Source organism: Coleofasciculus sp. FACHB-542 (assembly GCF_014695825.1).
Taxonomy (GTDB): Bacteria; Cyanobacteriota; Cyanobacteriia; order Cyanobacteriales; family FACHB-T130; genus FACHB-T130.
The window spans coordinates 129,617-150,850 of sequence record NZ_JACJPB010000055.1 but is presented as its reverse complement, the minus strand read 5'-3'; the positions used below and the strand labels follow the sequence as shown (position 1 = coordinate 150,850).

The window sequence follows — 21,234 nt, the reverse complement described above, 5'->3', positions numbered from 1 at the left end:
ATTAATCATAGTTAAACCAATGATAATTGGTGAGATTTCTGATTTCATCATTCATTTGTTGCAGAACACAGCATCGAGCAGCTAACACATCTTCTAACTCATTAATACTTTCAAAATGCTCGTTAACTAAAGGTTCATCTACTAACGACCATAATCTTTCTGCTGGTTGTAGTTCTGGAGAATATGGGGGCAAAAGTTCGCATATTATTGCTGTTGGTAACTCAACCTTGGTGCTGGTATGCCATCCAGCTCTATCTTGAACTAAAAGAATAATTTTTTGGTCACCAGCACCTACCTCGGTCGCAAATGTTGTCAATACCAGGTTCAGCCACTTCGTATTTACTCTGGGAATTAAATACCAATATGTTCTACCGGTTTTTGGTTCGACAAACCCATAAACATATACCCACTCATACCGATGCTGTACTACAGCTATGGGTCTTGCTCCGATGGGCGACCACACTTTTCTCAGTATCGGTTTAAGTCCAACTCTATGTTCATCAAAGAACCACACTTCTATTTGAGCGCCAGGATATTGCTGTTGCAGTTGTTTCACTTTGAGCGGCAACTCAACTTTAAATTCCTCCTGAGCTTTTTCATCACAAGCGCGATGTTTCGGTCTCGGTTGCTGCCAGGAGTAATTGCACTTTTTTAGATAATCCCACCCTCTCTGATTGGCTACTTTTTCTCGATAGGTTTCTTTTTCTATCCACCTGGCTACCTTTGGTCCTGTCCAGATGCCCCCATCTGATGGTCTTGAACGTAGCTGTGTCAGTAATTTCTGCAATTGTTCCTGATTGAGCAATGCCGCTTTTCCTCGCACATGAGTTTGACTGACTTTTCTCTTATTTTTGACTCCTTCTATTCCTAACTCGTTATACCTTTTGAGTATCTTTTTTACATATTCATAATCTAGCCCCACTACTATCGCACTATCTTTAATTGTCCATCCCAATGCCACTAGCCAGATTACGTGCCATCTCCTTGCTTCTACTGGGTCAAGATTAGTTATATACTTTTGTTTAATTTCATTTGGCTCCAGATGATTTGCTAAATACGCTTTTTTTGGCATCTGTTTAATTTTTGACTTTTTTGTGATTATAAGTAGCCTAACATAACCGGATTTGGTATAAATCATTGCCATTTACTCTACCCCAACCAGAAAGTCTCCAGTTGGGAAAAAATGCGTTTCCGTTCGCAGGCAGAAATTAAAGTAGCGCAGGTACTTGAGGCAAGGGGATTGCTGTATTGCCCAAATAACCTAACTCGTTTAGGAAAATATCACAGAAGTTTTGAAGTAGATTTTTTAGTCTGTTGCCCAACTCGACTAGGATTCAAATGGGCAATTTTGGAGATAGATGGCTACTGGCACTTCCCAGAGAAACGAGCGAAGGAACACGAAAGAGAAAGGCTCTTTGAACATAGCGGCATTCGAGTTTACCGATTTGATGCCAAACTGTGCCAAAAAGATCCAGAATCCGTAGTCAATGAATTAATTGAGCTGATGAGTAAATAGGATGTAGTCTCTAGAAGCGCTAATGCCAAGAATACTGATGCTTCTGACACCCTTAGGACTTACGCAAAAACTCTCTGTACGACTTTACCCATAACCTTGCTGCAACAGTAGGCTTATGCTTCCATCTAACAGCGGCAATATTATGGTTCTGGCTTTAACTAAAATTACTTCAATGATTTAAATGGAGCTTGCCTCTCAGTAAATTTGGATAATTATCGCCTATTTGAGCTGTAATTCTACCCTCTGTGAAAAGCGATCGCTCTTCTACTAGGAAAGTTTCACGCTGAGAAGAGCGAACTTATAAGTGAAGGCGGAAATCCGCATCCCAATCCTCATCAACTGGATCATCCGCCCAAGGATAAAGCGCTCGAACCTCCTCTCTGTTGTAGGCAAAAGCTTCTTCTAGCTGCTCAGGGGTCCATTGAGTATAATGAACAATTTTCTCGGCAAACCAATCAAGGGATACACCGTCAAAGGCGTCACTTACAATACGCTCTAAACCAGCTTCAGATAAAGCAATTAGTAAAATAATTGCTTTAGTGTTCTTTTTCTTAAGTGCTTCATAAGCAATCACCTTATTAAAATCTCTAATGCTGATAGTTTTAGCAATAGATGCTCCTGGTGCATTGCCAAGTCTGGGAACACGTACCTCAATTTGTGAACCCGTGAAACCTGCTTTACGCAAGATTTCCAGGCGCTTAGAGTCTCTTTTTGTGAAGGTGCCAAACCACTGATCTGAGTATCCAAAAACTCTACTTACTCCTGTTACTCCAAACCGTTTCTCAAACCTGTGATTTTGCAACTTGTAAGCATCAATGGAAACTTTTCCAAACGAAATTTCTGCCTGAACAGCCCGAATTATATCGCCCATAAAAAACTTCCTTTCAAAGGTTTAGGCAAGTATAGACTTATAGCCCTCTAAAGTTTCTACCGCGTACGGGAACACCATTTCCTCAAGCGATTTTCTACTTTGCCACTATTAACGAACCTCATCACTGCCTTTGTTAATATCTTTTTCAAAAGAACGTTTATGACGCTCTAGGTAATCTCGAATTGCAACAGGTCGCAAGACAACTGAGGCACTAGAACGTAGTTTTTTGAGTTCAATCAACCGACCAATAACAATCGATTTGAGTTCAGCTTCTAGCTTTTTACCCAGTGTTTTGGCATATTCATGAGCCTGCTGAATTGGGAACGGCAAGACTTTTACTAACATCTTGCTGCTCATGAAATTGTGGTCACGATCGTAATCCAAGCCAGCAGAATCTATTGCATCGACTAAACGAAAAACCAGTTCAATTACGGCTGATGAAGCTTTATCTGACGATTTGCCTCGCAATGAAGTGAGAAATTCATAGCGTGGAACCATAGGAGGCGGATCGCCTGCCGTGTGACCAATGTAGAAATAGACAAAATCAGCGTTCTCGCACATGAAGATGAAGTCGTCGTCTGCAAGGTCGATGATGGCATGGTAGGGCAATGTTCCACCATGTTCGTCATGTTCAGCCAGCGCTTGTTCTCGTTTTTCCTCAAAGAACTCCAACCACGATTTCTTTAAGTCGTAGTTGTAATATTCGGTCAGAGACGGAAACTGACGCAATAAAGCACAAGTGACATAGTATCTCCCTGCAATGGTGTCGTTCGGTAACTCAGCAAGCAAAGCAGTCATCGCAGCATTGTCGCTAATCGCTGCTGCTCGTGAAAAATCCCACTCAGGTTCAATGGCTGTGCCAAATCTTGCAGCCGATCCCTTGGAGATATACCAGTTGACCAGACGGCTTAATACTCGCATCTGCGTTGACTTGACCGCTCCTGCAAAGATTGGCGGCTTCGTTCGCGCTGACATGATTCGCTCCAAAATACTTCGTTCGCGTCGAATGCCTTCACGAACCATTTCCCCGTAGGCATCAGGGCGTTTGTAATGACCAAATTCGCGCTCTTGGGGGGTAATTGTGCCGTCGCGAATGTGAACTTGTGGCTTTGGGATTTGTGTTCCGTGTGGGCGAATATCATAAGCTTTACCAGTGAAAACTTCTTCGTCCACGCGAAACTGCACCACATCCGTAGCACAGCGAGTCATGTGTTCATACTCTGACTCAGCAAGGTCAGGATACATGATCTGTGCAAGCACCATCCCTTTATACGCCGGGTCATCTAGCGTTTGCCGGGTTAATGGTGCTCCATAGATCATCTCTTGTTTACCCGTATGCTTCTTCTGCATCTCAGATAGAGAGATGTAAACAGTGCTGTTATTAAAGGTGATCACATCACCAAAGTCTTCAAAATAGCCTTTAGCTGTCTGTAATGCCAGCGTGCCAGCGTGCATACTACCATCACTGCCTGAAACAACAATTTGTTGTCGTGCTGACGAACCTCGCTCAGAAGCTACATCTACAAGATAGATAAACTTTTCTCCAAAGACTCGTTCTTGCAGAGCTTTTCTTAGTTCATCTGAGTCCCATACCAATTGCTCCTCGTCGCTTTGGAAAAGTTTGTGTAGCCCTGGAAGATGAATAGCACTATGAGGTAAGCTCAACCCTCGATAAGCTACTTGCTCAAGGTCACTATAGTCAGCATCAAATCGGTGACGCGAGTAAGGATCGACAATTTCGCGATCGCGAACAATCTCTAAATCCTTCTCGACCAGTTGAATCATGTAGACTAACATCCGGTAAAACAATTCGACCGGATCTTCATCTAAAAGGGCTTGAGCCGTGCGGCGAAGAATTGTTCGTCGGTTTTCCTCATAGTAGTCACGGGCATCTACTGCCGCTGCGATCGCCTTTGTCGTTGGCAGGTAGGCTAGATACTCATAAACATCGTCTAGAGTGAGTGGATTGTCTGGGTTGAGGGTAGGTGTGAGAGAGTAGATACGTCCCCGTTTTGGGTCTTCTGACTGCACCTCAATCTTGCCCGCAGCCACCATCCGATCCAGAACCTTATAGTAAGCAACGCGAGTTACCGTATCTTCCAAAACATCTGATACATCATCAAAAATTTCACGGGCAGAAGCACTCTTCTGATCTGCCAAATACTTAACGATTTGGCGCTCTCGTTCTGCCACCCCTGGCTTACTCATGGGTTTCCTCCGGCTGTGAAATTTGACGCTTACCAACCCAACCAGCCGCCTCAAAATCTGACCAAATGTCAGGAGTTGCGCCACCATGTGTCGTCGAGCGCTTGCGAACCTGAATCACACTAGCGTGGCGAATGGTTTCATAAGCACCCGTCAAAATGCAAGTTCCTTGAGGCATTTTGGGAAGTTGTTTAACCAAATCGTCTGAAGCATCAGAAAGCACACCTCGTAAGGCTTCAAGCTGATCCGGTTCGATCGCGTGAAGAAATCGCGTAAGCAAGCGTTTCAAAATTGAACGGTCAACGTCTTGAGGGGATTGAGTTGTCAGAATCAAACCAATCCGGACGTGCCGGCCAATACGGGCAAGCTCTCGTATAACCTGAAGTGCAACACTGTCTTGGTTCGCAGGGGTGACAAGGTGAAACTCATCGATTGAGAACGCGACAAACGGAAACTCTTTGGCTTGCCCCAAGTGCTGGAGATCGCGAGCTACAGCAGCCGTGATAATTCGCAGGTCAGACACCAATAGTCCCTTACAGTTGATATTGATAAAGGCTCCTGGCGTCAGAACGGATTTCCAATCATAGGGAGTTCCCAAATATGTAATTCGTCTCAGGCTCTCCGTTCGACTCTTAGCAGGATTGATGGTCACGGGTCTCATCTCTAAGTCCGGACCAACTGCTTTAATTTTGTCTAGCAAATCGTTCAATAGAAAATGATCGCCTGACTTCCTAGAAGCCTTCAGCAGTTCTTCATGAGCATGACGCACGAGATCAACCATGTTGCCGTTCAAGCTCGGAATTGCGTTAATTACATCGTCTGCGGTCAAAGCACTGAGGGGCACTTGAAAGTCAGTACCTGGTTCAAGATTAATTCCACCTAGCTCTTCCGCTGCCTCAACCATTTCGCCGTTAACATCGATGTTGACCTGCGGAACTCCCAGCATACGGAGTTCTTCGGCTACGACTCCACGTGTGTAGCTTTTACCCGTTCCAATCCCTCCAACAATGAGCATATGACGTTGGATCACGTCGCGTTTCAGGAAAACTGAAATGTCGCTACCTCGCAAAGCTCCGACATAAATCCCTCGATCTGGGTTATCCTCTAGCCCCAACGCTTCCACAATCTGATCGCCAGTTGCCATGTAGACGAAAGCGCCGGCACGGGGCAAAGTTTGCACATCTCGAATCTCTAGTACGTTGCCACTCTCATCTAGAATGGCTTCCTTTAGCGGCTCGATCGCTGCAACACGATAGATAACAGTCGATGAGCCTTCCTCGGCATATTCTGTGCGAATTGGTATCACTTCTCGCAGATTAGAGCTAAAAGCGTCTTCGTGGGGGTTGACCTCCCAAGCATTGGTAACACGTTCCAAAATACGACTATGGCGACCATCATCAGTGATAGCCTCTACCGCAACCATCGTTCCTGGTTTTGGCGAGGGGACATGGGGGGCAATCCGAAAATGTTGCTCCAGATAGTTTGGAGATTGTTTCTGCTCGAAGGCAATCAGTGTGCCAACATAGGCTGACCCGGTTGCAAGACTTTCGTCAGTAGTAGAGGAACGGTCGCCATAGTCCCCATCGTTCGAGTCTTCTTCAGGCTCTTGATATTCTGAAACGGACGAAACCTCAGAGCTGGTTGCCTCACGTCTCTTTTTTCCATTGCGCGAATGGCTCTTAGGTAACAGACGTTGAGATACAGAACTGTCTTGCGGATCTTCAGGCATCTTGTCCTCTAGGCTTAGTACAATTGAACTGTAACCAAATATACCTTACAGGTTACAACAATGACAAGCCAAGGCTTTAGAGTAATTTTTCTATATAATTTCAGTCAAATTACTCTAGAGGTTTCTAATTATGGTTACAGTCTTAGAGAACGGTAGAAAGATCCTGCCAGATGCGATCAGCAATCACCTGAGCCAGTAGTGGTGGGACAGCATTGCCTACCAAACGCATTTGATCTCCCAGGGTTCCATAGAACACAAACTCATCGCTAAACCCTTGTAAGCGTGCTGCCTCACGAATTGTTAGGGTGCGAGGCTCGATCGGGTGAATGAAGCGCCCACTTCCAGCATTCTGAAACCAAGTTGTGATGGTTCGTGCAAGCCCATGACGATGCAAGCGCCCGTATGCCTGAGAGTAGTGACTTTTAGGGTGATACTTGCTGTCAATATCCTCTAGCCCGCCACCTTCAGGAATGCGCTCAATGAGTTCTAGCAATTTGTCTTGGTGCACACGGGGAACATGGTTAGGAGCTGAGGAAGCACTACGATTAACTAGATCACCGATCGCATCCCACACTTTGACTAGGGGTTTTACCTCTCCTAATCCTCGGTAATTAGCCTTTATCTCTTTAAATGCACGGACAACCGAAGCATCGGCACCAAAAATGCCATCTTTATCGGCTGATTTGCACCGCGAGTTTTCTAAACGCTGCCGGCGATAATTGAAAACAAACTGCCTTGTAAAAGCGTGAGTAGGAGCAGGGAAAGCAGGTTTGATGCCTAGCTCTCGACGAAACGCCAAGACAAAAGCCCGGTGTCGAGTTTGAGCAATACCATACTGAGCTGCATTCAAAACAGTGAACTGAACCTCAAAATCTTTATTCAGTGCTTTGATTAGAGCTTTGAACTGGGGATGAAATATGACCTGCGGCACGTTCTCCATTAGTAGGAAGTCCGGCTTTAGGGCTGTAACAAACCGCACATAGTCTCCAATATATTGATTGCGCTCGTCATCAGGTCGCCTTAATCCAGCCGAACTAAATCCTTGGCAAGGTGGCCCACCCAACAGGCCTGATACTTTTCGACCATTAGCTTTCTTAAGTAGTCGGCTAGGTCTTCCAAGGTTCTTAATATTATCGCAAATGTACTCAGTATCAGGGTTTGGGTAGTTTAATTCAAACGTCTGTTTTGCAACTGTATCAATATCAGTAAGGGCAATAAGGTCGTAATGCCCCGTTTGCAGGAATCCTTGAGCAAGACCGCCAGCACCCGCAAATAGTTCTACTAGGCTTAATTTAGAACCTGACGTAGACTCGCCTTTGCTAGCTGACGATCGAACCATATTCGCATGACGTGAAATTAGTTTTACGGTACAACTGTTTGATAACGTCCCTTCTAGAGCGCTTAACTGGCGAAACAGTTGCCTCTTTGGGCAGGCGAGAAGCACTTCTCCAGTGGGAACGAGCGGGGGCGCTAGTGGGGTTTCTGCTATGTTAGTCATTGATTAACCTCTAAGTCGATCGACCCCTCGACATCTGCTTCTAATCGGTGCTGAGGGTTGAAAATTTTTAGACATCTACGAACATTTCGCGGTAGCGTTTCCAGTCATAAGCGATCGCTTATCATGCATCCCCTTCAGCAACTATCTCGGATTGATATTCCGAAGCTAGTTTTATTGCACCTGCTCGAATAGCTCGTTCCAATGTTTCAGAGCGGGTCAGCCCCAATTCATCCGCAATCTGGTCAATCATTTCGGAAGCCTCTTCAGTCAGCATGAACTGATAAGGCTTTTTCATTACACCTTCACCATAGGCGTCAGGCTTTGCCTTCTTTGGTCTAGGCACTGTTGATATCGTCATCTCACTACCTCAATAGAGTATCAATGCTTTATAGCCGATACTATACCATGATATAGTGGACTGTTGAAATCATGATATCATGATACGATAATTGATTTACAAGCAAAAACCACCCATAACTAAAGCGCAAGTAGACAGGAAACGGGACACGATCGACGGGGCGATGGGAAGATACGACAGCCCGAGTGATACCTGAGAGGTACCCCAAAGTACAAAGTTGCAAAAAAGAGACGGTGAAGCTACCAATCCACGCCTCCTTGCAAAACGCTGCGCTTTACTTATTCCTGTACGGCACCACAAGCCCACACCCGCTCTAGCCTCCTTCTGGAGGGCGACGGTTTGAGACCAAGCTAGAGCAATCGCCACTTGCGATTGCCTCACCCGCGCCGCAGTTCGCATCGCTCAAATCTTCTTGCGATCGCCTCATAAGTCACAAGCTTGACAAAATCTCGCAAGCTAACAGTTCTTGCTAAAGATGCTTCTCTCTTATCCTCTCCCAATCGAATAATTTTGACCCAAATCTGTTCGCCGGAAAAACCTTTTTTCCATAAGGCTTTGAGCGTTTTTGACCGCCGTTTTGTTCGCTGGTGAAAGAAGCGTTCTGAATATCCAAGAGCAACCCCTGTATTCTCAACCCCGATACGCTTTTCACCGCTACTGAAAAATATTTCGCTCAATAAGCTTTCTGAGAAGTATTCATCCCCTCAAAAGGCAACCGACAGCGATCGCAGCAGCCATTCTCCCACAACGCCGGAACCTTAAACCTCGCCTCACAGTTGGGACACTTCGACACCAACCTCAACTGATGTGTCTCACACCCTGGTGTTGACTTAAACTGCCACTCCATCCGATGACAAGGTGACTCGGCATAACACGCCCCACACAACCGAATCGTATTGCATTTCATCCCCACACCCTGCGGCGGCAACATTTCCCGCAACCTCTGTGCCTTAACTCCTACAACCTTCGCCAACGCCTCCAACTCCTTCGCACTCGGAAACGGATTAAGGTGAAACCGCTCCCATCGCGCCACCACCGCCCCAATCCTCGCCAACTGTCCTAACGCACTGGGAGTCAAATGATTCCGCCGCCTAAACCTGCCCAAAAAGTGGCTGAAACTCTCCCCCTCCAACGGCTCAACCGGAAACAGCCAAGGTTGAAGCTCATCTGCCAGCGTCATGGATACTCCTTGGCTACCTCCTGCAACACCTTCTGGTCAATCTTCGTAAACCCCCTAGACAACGACTTAATCGCCGCTTCCCGCAAAATCTCATCCAACCTACCGATATAACCCTCTGTTGCCTTCATCAGGATTTGCAGCATTTCCTGACTCGTCAAATTCGAGGCGACAGGCAACTTCAAAATCTTTTCCTCCCAAATTGCTACCGTTTTCTTAAACTCTTCCCCTGCCAACTTCCCAAACCGACGATGAGCGCGAAAGCGGTTATAAACCTGTTCATCCCGCTTAATTACCGTATCCAATCGATCGGTTCCCACCAAAACCACCGCAATTTCCAACTTGTCATTAATATCGCGCACATCCGGGAATGTTTCCGGCTTGAGGCGATCCGCTTCATCAATAATCAACATCTCCACCTCACAGGCTTTCAACACCTCCATCGCCCTGGAGCGAAAATCAGATACCGTCCCCTTAACCGCCTGATATCGCAAGCACTCAATAATTTCCTTAAAGAAATCCTTCGGCCCACACTTAGATGGCGGCATAATATAAACAACAGAAACAATCGGCGTTTGCCGTCCCTTCTGCTTGGGCTTATTGCGTAAAGTATAAGCTTCACAAGCGACAGTTTTACCCGTCCGTGACGCTCCCACTAAACGACACGATTGACGCGCTTTGCGCTTTTCATCCAACCACTGATGTATATCGCCAACAGGCTCTAGAGACACAATACTTTTCTTGTTCAGACGAGCAATTTCTGCTTGTAACTCCTGTTCATCCATTTTGAATTCCCCTTATTCTTCAGCAATTGGCTTGGCTTCAGTCATCACTTACCACCCATAATCCTCACGCAATTCGTCTAAGTCCCAAACTTCAATATCAGCAAATTCATATTCCGTCTGAGTTCCTTCGTCTACTTCTGACTCAACAGGTTCAACCGCTTCAACCCCAGGCGTTGCTGGAACTTGCTTATAAAGTTGCTCTTCCTTGTGCCTCTGCTTGCGAGTTTTCTTGCCCTCGACAAACGCTTCTCGCTCCATCACCTCCAGCAAAATCGACTGATTACTAACGGTTTTCCCTGCATCACGCAGTCTTTTTGCACTGGCTTTCGCTTCATCTACAGACAGTTGCTCCGTCTCCAATCCTTGAGCATGAGCGCGAGTCAAGAAAACTTCCTGCTGTTTCTCTTGGCGATAAATCCAAATCGTCGTAATATCTCTGGGATCATACCTGACACTCACTATCTCTCCTGCATACCCTTCCAGATACTCGCCTCGATACATTACATTCTCAAACTGCAAATGCCCACCTCGTTGCACCGTGCGCCTTGTCACTTTCATCAAGCAGGTATCTAAATCGCGCTCGGAAATCAGTTCCGGCACCCTTCTAAGTCCTGCCTCCCAACGCTGATAGCGGGATTGATCGCCCATCCGTGCATCAATCCTCTGGTTGTACTGATCAACAAGGAACCGAACGACTAACTGTTCCAGCTCCCTCAACGTCAACTGAGCGTCTTTTTCTGCATCCTTGGGACGTTCTTGGACATTTGAACCCGTGTAACCCGGTAACGTTGAAAATAGCGACTGATTCAACGTTTTAAACGGACGCTCAACAATCCCTCCTTCAGAAGGACGACTTCGCAATTTAGGGACAAAACCTAGCTGTACCCCAATTTCTGCCAAATGATTGGAGCGAAAATCTTTACCCCCATCCGTGTAGAGATACTCTGGTTTACCATACGTCCCCCACTCACAGTTCAGCTTGTACTCTGCGCCATATTGCTTCGGCAAAATCGCATGACGTAAGGCTAAAGCAACTACCTGAGAACTAGGCGCATCAAAGCCTAAATTGATGCCCATAATGCAGCGAGAGTAGCTATCAATGACAGTAGTTAGCCAAGGACGACCAATAAGTTCTCCATGTTGATCCACCAGCAACACATCCGCACGGGTATGGTCACACTGCCATACCTGGTTGCTATAGGAAATTTCTAGGTCATCCCCATCACGAGTTTTCACTGAAAGCGTCGAACCCCGCCAACCAGGAGTACGAATACTTTTTGCTTTCGCCTCTTTTTCCTGAAGCGGCTTGAGTACTCTTAAGACAGTTTTATAAGTGGGTGGCTCCTTGTCGCCCATCTCTGAAGCTTTTGCTTGAACCTTCAGAGCAACTTGCTTGGGAGTCATCCGCTTACTGCCCTTATTGCCCTGCTGGTAAGTCTTAATGATGAAGTCCTGCCAAGACTCACCAATTCTATGTTTGCCCTTATCAGCTCTGGGGCTTGAGGTAAAAGCCGCCAGTCCTTCCTCCTGATACGCCTTAACTAACCTTTGTACCGAGCGCATCGTAACGCCAAGCTTCTTTGCTCCTTCTCGGAGTCGTTCTCCATAGGTAGCGCGATCGCACGGTTCTATTAGACTCAGCATTACCTCCAGCTTCGGTCTCGCTTCTTCTGGAAGCTCACAAGCGATCACATTAGCCTCAACAGGGTCAGAAGCCACTTGCTCGTCAGGTTTCATTTCAGGATAAATAAATGTTTTAAAAACACATAATGTAATTATATCGGCTGTTTTAAAAAGGCGACACTTAATTTGTCACATTCTTAACTGCTCCATTTTCAGAAGACGACAACTAAATTGTCACATTCTCCCAATATGACATCTAATTAGTCACTAGCGGCTTAATAGACGGAAAATGCTAAAATCTTTGAAATCCTTATCACTAAAAAGTTTCGAGCGATGACATTAATGTGTCTCGACGACAAATAATTAGTCACTGTACAGCTTACTTCAGAAGTCATGTTTCTGGAGATTCTACCCAATCTTTTAGATATCCAGGAAGTATCTTCTTCATGAGAGTACACGCATAGCTCTCTAACTAGAGATATGCAACTGATAACTTATTTTCTGACCGCTTTTAAAGAGTCTAGAGGTGCTATAGATGAAAAACTTTAGCAGCTAAAGATAGGATGATTAAATCGCCTATAAGCAATGAGCGGCTTGATTTGTCAGTAGCTAAATACACGTCATACATTGCAGAATCCTGTGGCAGTATTGATGAATTCAGATTCCTACAAGCAAGAATGACAATTTATCACCTATTTACATAATTCTTAGGTTCCAAAAATATAAGGGGCTCCTAAAGCAATAGATGACTCGCAATTTCTCTAATCGAGCTTTGACAAAAATACTAAAAAAACTCGTGTAGAGTGTCGCTAACCCTAAAAGATCTGGCTGATTCTAATCGATCGTGCTTTATAGCCAAAAATTAACTTGGTTGTGGCGGTATTAAGAACAGGTCACGAGCTATAAACCTTATGATGATAACTACGCTGGTGTTGTTGCCTTGCGCCCCAAGACAAACGCATCTTATCTGTGAAATACCTACTCGACAAGGGGTTCAAGCATTTAGGCTTAAGGCTGAGCAACTGATAAAATTCCTACGGGGAGAGACATCCAGCATTTTAGATGCGTTTTCCCTGCCTTATGCACCTTTATTACCCAATTTTTGAAAAAAAGGATTTTTATTGAGTTAAAACGGGTGCGGAGGGACTCGAACCCCCGACAAACTGCTTAGAAGGCAGCTACTCTATCCACCTGAGTTACGCACCCACATGAAAATGGATCGCCAAACTTGGCTCTGTCGTAGATTGTATCTGTGCCGAGTGCTGCAAAGCAACCCAGAAAGCCAAAGCTTTCCAAATATATCGCTCAAGCAGCTTTAAGCTCAATGTAAACTAGAAACCAACATACCCAGACGTTTGGATACGATAGTGTATTAGTCAAGGCGATAGGCGCTACGCGGACGCACTCGCGGCGTTGTCCGATTTTATCCCAGCACCAGGGCTGGATCGCGCCCTTATATAGTTTCGTGGCGATCGCTTTTTAGCCGCACCACGCCCCCGGCCAAGTCAGGAGTCATTTGCCAGTGTCATGTTTATTCTGAAACGGCAGGATGTTGAAATTTCTAGCATTCAGCACCCCAAGCGGGAGCAACAGATCCCGATTCTCACTTATCAGGGGCAAACCTTTCGCTTGATCAGTGTATTTGCAGCTAATCAAGCAGAAGAAGCCAGAGCCTTTTGGCGAGACCTTACCGATAACCGTGGCAAAGCCTGCGTTTTGCTGGAAGAGCCAGATCGGTATAGCGTCTGGGGCAAAATTCGTCTAGATCAGCTGGCTGCGGAGGCTAGTAGTGACGTCAAAATTGTCCCTCTCGCCCAAGCTTGCCTTTTGTTGCTCCAGGCGGTTTACATAGACGTTGAAGACCTATTAGGAAACAGACAAGCCGGATTATTTCAAAAAGACCTTAGCGATGTCTTCCGTCAGTGGCACTTTCCCAGTGCGGATGGGCCGGAAGCTGTGAAAAACTTGCTAACAATGGACCCTTTGAGTAGCCTCCAAATTCCCCCTTGGGAGGAACATCATCTGATCACCTTGTTACAAGAACTGCATCGCTTGGGTAAGGAATATTTCGGCAATACCCACTTTGCCCAAGGAGTAAAGGATACATTACAAGATATGCAACCAGGAGAGCGGTCTCAGTTCCTGGAGTGGCTAAATCAATCTCCCCTAGGTAAGCTGTGGCGCTAATCTAAAAAATGTTTGGGAAATATGCCAAAGCTTGCATTAAGATGAGACACTTGCGCTTCTTAAAGGAGATTTGTTAGCAGATTATTAATTGAATTGCATTTGCGATTAAACCTTGCGTGCATCCTTGTTTTGAAAAACTATGAGCAGTTCTTTAGAAAAGTCATCGGAAAAAGTATCCGGTTTACAATCCCTTCTGAGCGTACAGACAGTAATCGTTTCGGGAATAATCTGGGGTGTGCTAGCGCTACTGTATTTTCTGCTGTTTAGCATTTCTGCACCCGGAGAGGAGCGTCCGCTTTGGTACTCGATTGGAACTTACATTTTTGAAGAGGTAGCTTACCTAGGCGCAGCAGTGCTGTGTTTTAGAAACTGGCGCAGTCCCCAGATTGTTAGCGGACGTAACGTCTGGCTGGGATTTGGACTGGGGATGTTGTGCTATTTTCTCGGGAACCTGTTGTTTTGCTACTGGGAACTGGTTTTACACCAAGAACCCATTGTGTCACCTGGGGATTTGTTTTTTGTCCCTGCCTATTTATTTCTTGCCTGGGGAATGATTTTAGCTGTCATCTCACGGCGACTGAATCTAGAAGTTTGGCAGTGGGCAACCGTTGCAGCGATCGCAGTTGCCGGAATTGCCTTGGCAGTCTGGTTACAGGTTGCCTCCCCGAATAATGCATCCTCCGCAACCCCACCTTTACCCGTAGGAACAACACAGGGAACAACACAGATAGCGAAGGCGACTTCACCCAAGAAAGCGATCGCTGCCACCAAAGCACCAGCCGTCAATAAAACCGCTACTGTGGTGAAAACAGCACAAGCAAAACCCTCTGCTCCTACTGGAGAGAATCAGGCTCCAGCCTGGGTTCTATCAGTAGAAAAGTTTCTAGAGCCATTAGGAACCTTTTTGAACATTTTTTACGTTGTTAGCGATATCTTTCTGTTGATCGTTGCCTCGACCGTATTGCTAGCCTTTTGGGGGGGTCGTTTCTCTCAGTCTTGGCGGATGATTGCTGGGGCAGCTTTTTCATACTACGTTGCTGATATGTGGCTGAAATACGCCGATAAGTTCATTGGTGATGATTATCAAAGCGGAGGACTATTGGAAGTATTTTGGGTCTTCAGCGGCGTCCTGTTTGCCATTGGCGCTGTCCTGGAATTTGATACATCCAGTCGTTCCCGTCGTAGCGGACGCAAACGTGCTTAGGAAGTAGCATGAGTGTGAGAAAACTCTCCGAATTAGATAAGCGCGACATCCTCAACCTGTATCGACAGCCAGGAGAGACAACCTCAACCCTGGCTAGTCGTTATGATGTCAGTAATTCAACGATTAGCCGTCTTTTAAAAAGTCGTCTATCAGAGCCAGAATATGAAGCCCTAATCCAGCAAAAGCGAACCAATCGCTCCCATTCAATTTCCGAACCTGCCACTGAAGCTGACGACGAGCCAGTAGAAACATCGCTGACCGCATCGGTAAAGAGCGAAGAATCCTTTCCCCACACTCAAGAATCGTTTGCAGATATTGATAGTGAGGAATCAGTAGAGGCAAGCCCTACCGCCCCACGGAGGCGTCGCAGGCGCTCCTCAGTCTCTACAGAGGAAGAGAGGGCACAAGAGCAAGAAAACATTCCTTCCGAAATTTTCCCTGGGATCGATTCTTCTCTGCCACTTTTTCAGCTGGCTGTGGATGCCGCACCAAGTAACAACCCCGATCTACTTGATAACAATTACAGTGCAGAAGCCAGTGTCATAGAAGAGATGCTGGGGGAAGACCTGACGGATTTAGAAGACGACGAGGATGACGACGACGATTTAGAAGATCTCCAAGACGAAGACGACTGGGATGATACGCCAACTCTAGAAAGTCCGATTCCAGCAGGAACCTTTAAGCGACAAAACCGTGCTAGCGTTCAAGTTTTACCGCTGTCTAACGCGGTGCTTCCTAAAACCTGCTACTTAGTTGTAGACCGAGCAGCAGAATTAATCGCTAGACCCCTGCGAGAGTTCAGCGATCTCGGACAAATTCCTGCCCAAGAAGTTCAACAGAGAACACTGCCAGTTTTCGATAACCATCGGGTAGCTCGTAGGTTCTCGAACCGCACCCAACGAGTGATTAAAGTTCCAGATGGCAGGATGCTTCAGAAAACTTGTTCGCAACTGCAAGCTAAGGGAATTACTCGCTTGCTGATTGATGGTCAAGTTTATTCGTTATAAGAGGCAGCGGTGAAACGCCGTCAAGTTCTCAAACAGCTGCTACAAACATCCGGCGGGCTGATTGCGGCTAGCTTGCTCCCAGGCTGCCAGTTAACAGGGTCCGTAGAGCCGCTGTTTTTGCTTGACCTGCTCAAGCCAGACTCAAAACTGCCAGAACACCTGCTCACGCCATTGAGCGAATTTTATGTGCAATCTTATGCGTTGCCGCCTAGGATTAACCTTGACAACTGGCGGTTAAAGGTTACGGGTGCTGTTGTCCGGCCGCTGACGCTGACCTTTCAGGACATCATGGCAGCGCCGCAGGAAAATTTCTATTTGACAATGGAATGCATCGGCAATCCCACTGGCGGCAACCTGATTGGAAACGCTCAGTGGACGGGTACCCCTTTGCTACCTTTTCTAGAGCAAGCTGGTGTTAAATCAGAGGCGATAGAATTTAGGCTGCACGGAGCTGATTCCTACGAAACAACATTGCCAGTTGCAGAAGTCATGAGACAAGAAGTGCGACTGGTTCACCAGATGAATGGCGAAGCTCTCAATCAGTCGCATGGCTATCCTTTACGCATCATTATTCCCGGTCACTTTGGTCAGAAGCAACCCAAATGGCTAGTCGAGATTGAAGCTGTCAGCAGCCAGAAGCGAGGTTTTTGGGAACGTCAGGGCTGGTCTAATACCGCAGAAATTCCTACTCATGCGCTGATGCGCCAAGTACAAAACACTCGCGTTTGGAACAGGCAGCATCGGGTGCATTTGGGGCGCACGGGTGAAATAGGTTGGGAAAGCGGCATTTTGATTGCTGGTGTTGCCTTGGACAAATCTAGTCCGATTACAGCCATTGAGGTAAGTACCAACGATGGTAAGATTTGGCAGAATGCCGAGCAGAATCAACCGCCATCTGCCCATGAGTGGACGCTCTGGCGTTATTTGTGGATGCCCCAGCAGCCGGGAAATTATACTTTACTTGTTCGCGCAACGTCTTTACGCCAACAGCAGCGACTGAAAGATGATAATCGGATGGATGGTAGTAGTGGCGTTCTGCGAATTCAAGTAAATTTGCAAGCCTAAACGCTAGCCTTTCAGCGATTTAAGACAATTGAGAAATCAGTAACAAACGCGAAGTCTTGTGTCTTTGTTTAAAATAGGTTTTGAGAAACGGATGCTTGTGTAGGATGTATGGCAGTCTTCCCATACACCCAAGCAGAGTAATCTCTGTCATGGATGAATCTTCGCTAGAAAACTATGTTGATTGTTGAATGACACTTCACCTGTCTATAAAAATTAGAGGAATTTATAGATAAACTGACCACCGTATTTTTACGGAAAATAGGTTTTGTAGAAGATTGTTATTAGAAAAATTACTTAATTATTGAGTTTTAAGAAAATATAAAAAAATATTTGTTACATCATCTACTTGAACCTTATAAGGAGGGTAATCTAGAGAAGTAAAATATTGATTAAGGCGTCGGCAAATAACAGATAAAAACTGGAATGAAGAAAGATTATGTTATAAAAACAACCGCAGAAAATGTGGCTATTTAGCCTGGTAAGATTCGTTTCAAGTCTCTTCAACAGTTTATATAAACTAGGGAGCGATCGCGCTATGGAAGTAAGCCATTTACTTAAGCTTTATGAAGACGGACAAAGAGACTTTGCCGGGATCGATCTCAACGGAAGTGACTTGAGGGGAGTGACGCTCATTGGGGTCAATCTCACGGGCGCTAACCTGAGAGGAGCTAATCTGAGTCGAGCTTTCCTAACAAAGTCAGACTTAACGGGTGCTTGCCTAAACTGGGCCGATCTAAGTTTTATCAAACTGAGCGAAGGCAAACTGGTAGAAGCAGACTTGACGAAAGCGAACCTCAGTGGAGCGTTTCTAGTGAAGTCAAAATTGCCTGGAGCCAAACTGAGCGGTGCAAATCTCAGCAGTGCTAATCTTCGAGTAGCTAACCTTTGGGGTGCTAATCTCTGTGGAGCAAATATGCAAAGGATTAATCTGCGGGAAGCAAATCTCAGTGGCGTTAACCTTAGTTGGGCTAATTTGTGCGAAGCGAGACTCACAGGCGCGAAATTGTATGGCGCTTCCTTAAATGGTGTTAACTTCAGAAGAGCTTTTTTAAAAGGATTAGACCTGGGCGGAGTCGATTTAGAGGGAGCCAACCTTAATGATGCCAGATTGAGTGGCGCTAACCTGGAAGGCGCTAACCTGAGCGCAGTAGATCTCAGCCAAGCGACACTGCGTAGGGCCAATCTGAAAGGAGCAGATCTGCGGGGAGCAAACCTGGCAAAGGCGTCTTTGGAAGGGGCAGACTTAAGCTGGACGATTCTGAGTAGAGCAAACTTGAGTGAAGCAGATTTGAGTGAGGCAAAACTGGTAGGAACTAACTTGGAAGATGCTCAAATGAATGGCGCTGTGCTGCCATCAGAACACCAAAACTCATACTCAGAAGCAACTGTTAGTGGTAGTGTGACACCTTTTGAACAACCAGTTAGAGCAATGGTTGGGTAGTTGAGAGAACGCTAACTGATAATTGCTGATAGATTTGGGATTTTTTGTGGACTGGTTACAGGTTATGGGTCGGGATTCTGGTACAACTCGTTACGCTGTAGTGTTGGTAACGGCGTCTTCGCGACAAGAGGCAGAAGCGATCGCGCAAAATTTAGTTGCATCCCAGCTAGCGGCTTGCGTTAACTTAATGCCAGTGTATTCTGTCTATACTTGGCAAGGTAAGGTTAACTCAGAAGAGGAATGGCAGCTAATCATTAAAACAGATTTAGCGCACTTCCCCGCCCTCGAAGCCAAGATTCGAGAGTTGCACTCTTATGAAGTACCAGAAATTATTGCTTTGCCAATCTTAGCTGGCTCTCCACCCTACCTTCAGTGGATTTCAGATAATGTGAGAAATTACCTGTAGATAGCTGCTTCCAGACGTGTTGCTAAGTCAAGGATGTCTTCAATCCTAGCAATTTGCTGATCCATTCTTCTAAAATATTTTCAATACTGTAATAAATTCCCGCTAAGCCACCAGTAACGGCAGCAGTGGTATCCGTATCGTCACTTAAATTCACCGCTTTTAGTACCGCTTCGGTATGAGAAGAGCTGCCAATGTCAAAAACTTCGCTGTGGGGAGTCCAGAAATCTCAGTTCAACCAACGATAGAAATAGTTAGCTGTTACATTCGGAGAAAATCCATCATGATTTTGCGAAGCAGAAGATAAGGGAGCTATCATCTGACCAAGTGCCAGCAGGTTGATTATAAGTTCCAGAACCTATCATCTCTGTTACAGGTGACTTCACCGATTGATTTGGTAATAAATTTGACTGGAAAACCCAACGCATCACCGGCATAGGCACCGATCAGCCCTGCTAAAACTTTAGAGCTTCTTTTCATTTCAAGTGTTTTATCCGGACTGCTGATGATTCCAGGGTAGTTGGCGATCGCGACTGTGCGTGCATTCAGTCCGTAGTGATTTAAGAGCTAGCAGGGATGGCATTATCTTAAGGAGAATTAGATGCTTGAAGGCGTCATTGTTCCTCTACGCTGCCAAAATTCCCCAACTCTGCGCTCCCACTGCTGCCAGTAAATCATCATATTATCTGGTTCAAACCAGAACACCTCAGCAGGCATTTCCGGAACCGCTACAACCAGCAAGGCATGACGCAGATGGATACCATACTCTTGGTAAAATTTATTAACCGCGCCCATATAAGCCGCTAACTGAAGCGGGCTATCACGGAGGCGTTCAACTGACCCTTTCGGCTTATCAGCGGTTTTCCAGTCACAGATGCAGGGAATGCCCTTATAACTTGCAACGCAATCCACTCGACCCGCATAACTCAAATCGTAGTGGAAGACAGAACCTTCCACGAGCCTTACCTCGTGAATGTCTTGCAACACCGGCTCTATGCTATCCCAGTAAGGTTTAGCCGCGTCTGGACAGGCGACATTTTCCCCCAGTAGATAGCGCTGAATGTGCTTGTGAGTGGATGTACCGCGACGGCTAGCAGCACCAGAAATTCGGTTGGCTTCCTCTACTCCAACTCGGTTGCGCCAGTTGAAGAGTGCTTCTCGATCTTCTTGCGGTTTGGTGGCGTTGAGGATAGTGGAGACGCTAGGAAAGCGATCGCCCTTAGCATCCACATAATATTGTTTCCCAGATTCCCGCAGCGTTTTAGCACGGTGATGAGGCAGCAGATTGATATTTAACGTCATTATTGTCTAGTTATTAAATCAACCAGTTAGCATGATAGATGCCGATATGGAACGTTCAACCAGGGGCTGAGACGTTCTCTTTAAACACCTTGCTCAGGCTGATTCCGTTCCTGCTCTCTCCCCACTAAACGCAAATCCATTCGCATGATGGGACGACCTTTACAAGTCCTTGCCTGTTCTTGCTGTCATTATTTGATTCAAGCCGATGGGCGGATTTGAACCGCCGACCGTTCGATTACGAATCGAATGCTCTACCACTGAGCTACACCGGCACTGCCGATTTACTATCGTAGCAGGTTTAGATAGAAACTGTTGCACCCAATTTCTGGAAGAAATGCGATCGCGTTCAAATTTATAGCACCAGCCGCCGCTGCTGCCGACCACCATCATGCCAAGATGGATCTAAAGTCGGTGGGGATCGAGACGGATGGTAGACCCAAAATTAAAAAATCGCACCCGCAACATCAAAGGCACTCGGAAAGTCAGTGCTGAACAGTATGCACAACTAAAAGCTGAACTTGCTACTCCCTACAAAGGTCTTAGGCAATTTGTTTATGTGGCGTGCGGCGCTTCTGGCTTTATCGGAGGGATGGTCTTTCTTGCCAAGTTAGCCTCCGGTCGGGAAATTGCCTCAGCCGTGCCTAACTTAGCACTACAAATTGGCGTAGTTGCTTTGATGGTTTGGCTGTTTCGCCTAGAACAAAAATCCCAACGTAAGCCATAAAGCTGATCGTTTCCAGTAATCTTGCGGATTCCTCTAAGGGGTAAGACAATCTAAGCTTGAAAGAAGGGATCTGGTGAGTATTTCGCACCCTGAGAACTTGCGAGTAAAATAGGCTAGATTCAGTTATTTGGCTTAACGA

19 protein-coding genes, 2 tRNA genes and 1 pseudogene are annotated in these 21,234 nt (G+C 46.0%); 8 read left to right on the top strand and 14 right to left on the bottom strand.

Annotation, left to right across the window (positions count from 1 at the left end; genetic code table 11):
* Position 1: 1 nt before the first annotated feature.
* On the bottom strand, positions 2-1,144 hold the full coding sequence (locus H6F52_RS23225; protein ID WP_242034039.1) for an IS630 family transposase: 1,143 nt from the start codon (positions 1,142-1,144) through the stop codon (positions 2-4).
* A 39-nt stretch (positions 1,145-1,183) separates the two neighbouring features.
* Between H6F52_RS23225 and H6F52_RS23220 the strand changes: the two genes are divergently transcribed.
* Positions 1,184-1,516 (top strand): DUF559 domain-containing protein, encoded by a 333-nt coding sequence (locus H6F52_RS23220; protein WP_242034038.1) that lies wholly within the window; start codon positions 1,184-1,186, stop codon positions 1,514-1,516.
* 298 nt (positions 1,517-1,814) lie between these two features.
* Here H6F52_RS23220 and H6F52_RS23215 read toward each other — a convergent pair whose 3' ends face one another.
* The 10 genes from H6F52_RS23215 to H6F52_RS23170 all read right to left on the bottom strand — a co-directional run bounded on the left by H6F52_RS23215 (position 1,815) and on the right by H6F52_RS23170 (position 12,968).
* On the bottom strand, positions 1,815-2,387 hold the full coding sequence (locus H6F52_RS23215; RefSeq protein ID WP_190536865.1) for a hypothetical protein: 573 nt from the start codon (positions 2,385-2,387) through the stop codon (positions 1,815-1,817).
* Positions 2,388-2,495: 108 nt separating this feature from the next.
* Entirely contained in the window at positions 2,496-4,595 is a 2,100-nt protein-coding gene (locus H6F52_RS23210) for a hypothetical protein (RefSeq protein ID WP_190536864.1), read from the bottom strand.
* A complete protein-coding gene (locus H6F52_RS23205) occupies positions 4,588-6,321 on the bottom strand; it encodes an ATP-binding protein (protein WP_190536863.1) in 1,734 nt (577 codons plus the stop codon). The genes H6F52_RS23210 and H6F52_RS23205 overlap by 8 nt, the downstream gene beginning before the upstream one ends.
* A gap of 142 nt (positions 6,322-6,463) precedes the next feature.
* Positions 6,464-7,819 (bottom strand): DNA cytosine methyltransferase, encoded by a 1,356-nt coding sequence (locus H6F52_RS23200; RefSeq protein ID WP_190536862.1) that lies wholly within the window; start codon positions 7,817-7,819, stop codon positions 6,464-6,466.
* A 121-nt stretch (positions 7,820-7,940) separates the two neighbouring features.
* The gene (locus H6F52_RS23195) at positions 7,941-8,177 is read right to left on the bottom strand and encodes a hypothetical protein (protein WP_190536861.1); all 237 of its coding nucleotides are present in this window, start codon (positions 8,175-8,177) and stop codon (positions 7,941-7,943) included.
* 377 nt (positions 8,178-8,554) lie between these two features.
* Complete coding sequence (locus H6F52_RS23190; protein ID WP_190536860.1) at positions 8,555-8,854, bottom strand: hypothetical protein; 300 nt, start codon at positions 8,852-8,854, stop codon at positions 8,555-8,557.
* Entirely contained in the window at positions 8,851-9,357 is a 507-nt protein-coding gene (locus tag H6F52_RS23185) for a TniQ family protein (protein WP_190536859.1), read from the bottom strand. Before H6F52_RS23185 ends, H6F52_RS23190 begins: the two co-directional genes overlap by 4 nt.
* Positions 9,354-10,139 (bottom strand): TniB family NTP-binding protein, encoded by a 786-nt coding sequence (locus tag H6F52_RS23180; protein WP_199300688.1) that lies wholly within the window; start codon positions 10,137-10,139, stop codon positions 9,354-9,356. The genes H6F52_RS23185 and H6F52_RS23180 overlap by 4 nt, the downstream gene beginning before the upstream one ends.
* A gap of 48 nt (positions 10,140-10,187) precedes the next feature.
* Complete coding sequence (locus H6F52_RS23175) at positions 10,188-11,876, bottom strand: Mu transposase C-terminal domain-containing protein (protein ID WP_190536858.1); 1,689 nt, start codon at positions 11,874-11,876, stop codon at positions 10,188-10,190.
* Between the two features lie 1,018 nt (positions 11,877-12,894).
* A tRNA-Arg gene (locus H6F52_RS23170) sits at positions 12,895-12,968 on the bottom strand.
* 321 nt (positions 12,969-13,289) lie between these two features.
* Between H6F52_RS23170 and H6F52_RS23165 the strand changes: the two genes are divergently transcribed.
* From H6F52_RS23165 to cutA, 6 genes are all read left to right on the top strand, one after another.
* Complete coding sequence (locus H6F52_RS23165; protein WP_190411919.1) at positions 13,290-13,949, top strand: Npun_F0813 family protein; 660 nt, start codon at positions 13,290-13,292, stop codon at positions 13,947-13,949.
* Between the two features lie 139 nt (positions 13,950-14,088).
* On the top strand, positions 14,089-15,153 hold the full coding sequence (locus H6F52_RS23160) for a hypothetical protein (protein WP_190536857.1): 1,065 nt from the start codon (positions 14,089-14,091) through the stop codon (positions 15,151-15,153).
* Between the two features lie 8 nt (positions 15,154-15,161).
* A complete protein-coding gene (locus H6F52_RS23155) occupies positions 15,162-16,160 on the top strand; it encodes a transposase (protein WP_190536856.1) in 999 nt (332 codons plus the stop codon).
* A 9-nt stretch (positions 16,161-16,169) separates the two neighbouring features.
* Positions 16,170-17,225: a molybdopterin-dependent oxidoreductase gene (locus H6F52_RS23150; protein WP_190536855.1), complete on the top strand. Its 1,056-nt coding sequence runs from the start codon at positions 16,170-16,172 to the stop codon at positions 17,223-17,225.
* Positions 17,226-17,760: 535 nt separating this feature from the next.
* Positions 17,761-18,666, top strand: a complete 906-nt coding sequence (locus tag H6F52_RS23145) for a pentapeptide repeat-containing protein (protein WP_190411915.1) — start codon at positions 17,761-17,763, stop codon at positions 18,664-18,666.
* 64 nt (positions 18,667-18,730) lie between these two features.
* Positions 18,731-19,072 carry a divalent-cation tolerance protein CutA gene (cutA, locus tag H6F52_RS23140; protein ID WP_190536878.1) on the top strand — a complete coding sequence of 114 codons (342 nt, stop codon included), beginning with the start codon at positions 18,731-18,733 and terminating at the stop codon, positions 19,070-19,072.
* Here the strand turns inward: cutA and H6F52_RS23135 are convergent.
* From H6F52_RS23135 to H6F52_RS23125, 3 genes and pseudogenes are all read right to left on the bottom strand, one after another.
* Positions 19,063-19,549 (bottom strand): annotated as a pseudogene (locus H6F52_RS23135) (ADP-ribosylglycohydrolase family protein). The gene cutA and the pseudogene H6F52_RS23135 sit on opposite strands and share 10 nt — an antisense overlap.
* Before the next feature lie 117 nt (positions 19,550-19,666).
* Positions 19,667-20,371 (bottom strand): PD-(D/E)XK nuclease family protein, encoded by a 705-nt coding sequence (locus H6F52_RS23130; protein WP_190536854.1) that lies wholly within the window; start codon positions 20,369-20,371, stop codon positions 19,667-19,669.
* Positions 20,372-20,571: 200 nt separating this feature from the next.
* Positions 20,572-20,643 (bottom strand) — tRNA-Thr (locus tag H6F52_RS23125).
* A gap of 155 nt (positions 20,644-20,798) precedes the next feature.
* On the opposite strand from H6F52_RS23125, the gene H6F52_RS23120 reads away from it, so the two are divergent.
* Positions 20,799-21,095, top strand: coding sequence for a DUF3493 domain-containing protein (locus tag H6F52_RS23120; protein ID WP_190430332.1), 297 nt, complete (start codon positions 20,799-20,801; stop codon positions 21,093-21,095).
* The last annotated feature ends 139 nt before the right edge of the window (positions 21,096-21,234 follow it).

Coding starts and splice junctions, on each gene's coding strand:
- H6F52_RS23225 (WP_242034039.1), bottom strand. CDS start 1,144: ATGGCAATGATTTATACCAAATCCGGTTATGTTAGGCTACTTATAATC.
- H6F52_RS23220 (WP_242034038.1), top strand. CDS start 1,184: ATGCGTTTCCGTTCGCAGGCAGAAATTAAAGTAGCGCAGGTACTTGAG.
- H6F52_RS23215 (WP_190536865.1), bottom strand. CDS start 2,387: ATGGGCGATATAATTCGGGCTGTTCAGGCAGAAATTTCGTTTGGAAAA.
- H6F52_RS23210 (WP_190536864.1), bottom strand. CDS start 4,595: ATGAGTAAGCCAGGGGTGGCAGAACGAGAGCGCCAAATCGTTAAGTAT.
- H6F52_RS23205 (WP_190536863.1), bottom strand. CDS start 6,321: ATGCCTGAAGATCCGCAAGACAGTTCTGTATCTCAACGTCTGTTACCT.
- H6F52_RS23200 (WP_190536862.1), bottom strand. CDS start 7,819: ATGACTAACATAGCAGAAACCCCACTAGCGCCCCCGCTCGTTCCCACT.
- H6F52_RS23195 (WP_190536861.1), bottom strand. CDS start 8,177: ATGACGATATCAACAGTGCCTAGACCAAAGAAGGCAAAGCCTGACGCC.
- H6F52_RS23185 (WP_190536859.1), bottom strand. CDS start 9,357: ATGACGCTGGCAGATGAGCTTCAACCTTGGCTGTTTCCGGTTGAGCCG.
- H6F52_RS23180 (WP_199300688.1), bottom strand. CDS start 10,139: ATGGATGAACAGGAGTTACAAGCAGAAATTGCTCGTCTGAACAAGAAA.
- H6F52_RS23175 (WP_190536858.1), bottom strand. CDS start 11,876: ATGAAACCTGACGAGCAAGTGGCTTCTGACCCTGTTGAGGCTAATGTG.
- H6F52_RS23165 (WP_190411919.1), top strand. CDS start 13,290: ATGTTTATTCTGAAACGGCAGGATGTTGAAATTTCTAGCATTCAGCAC.
- H6F52_RS23160 (WP_190536857.1), top strand. CDS start 14,089: ATGAGCAGTTCTTTAGAAAAGTCATCGGAAAAAGTATCCGGTTTACAA.
- H6F52_RS23155 (WP_190536856.1), top strand. CDS start 15,162: ATGAGTGTGAGAAAACTCTCCGAATTAGATAAGCGCGACATCCTCAAC.
- H6F52_RS23145 (WP_190411915.1), top strand. CDS start 17,761: ATGGAAGTAAGCCATTTACTTAAGCTTTATGAAGACGGACAAAGAGAC.
- cutA (WP_190536878.1), top strand. CDS start 18,731: ATGGGTCGGGATTCTGGTACAACTCGTTACGCTGTAGTGTTGGTAACG.
- H6F52_RS23130 (WP_190536854.1), bottom strand. CDS start 20,371: ATGACGTTAAATATCAATCTGCTGCCTCATCACCGTGCTAAAACGCTG.
- H6F52_RS23120 (WP_190430332.1), top strand. CDS start 20,799: ATGGTAGACCCAAAATTAAAAAATCGCACCCGCAACATCAAAGGCACT.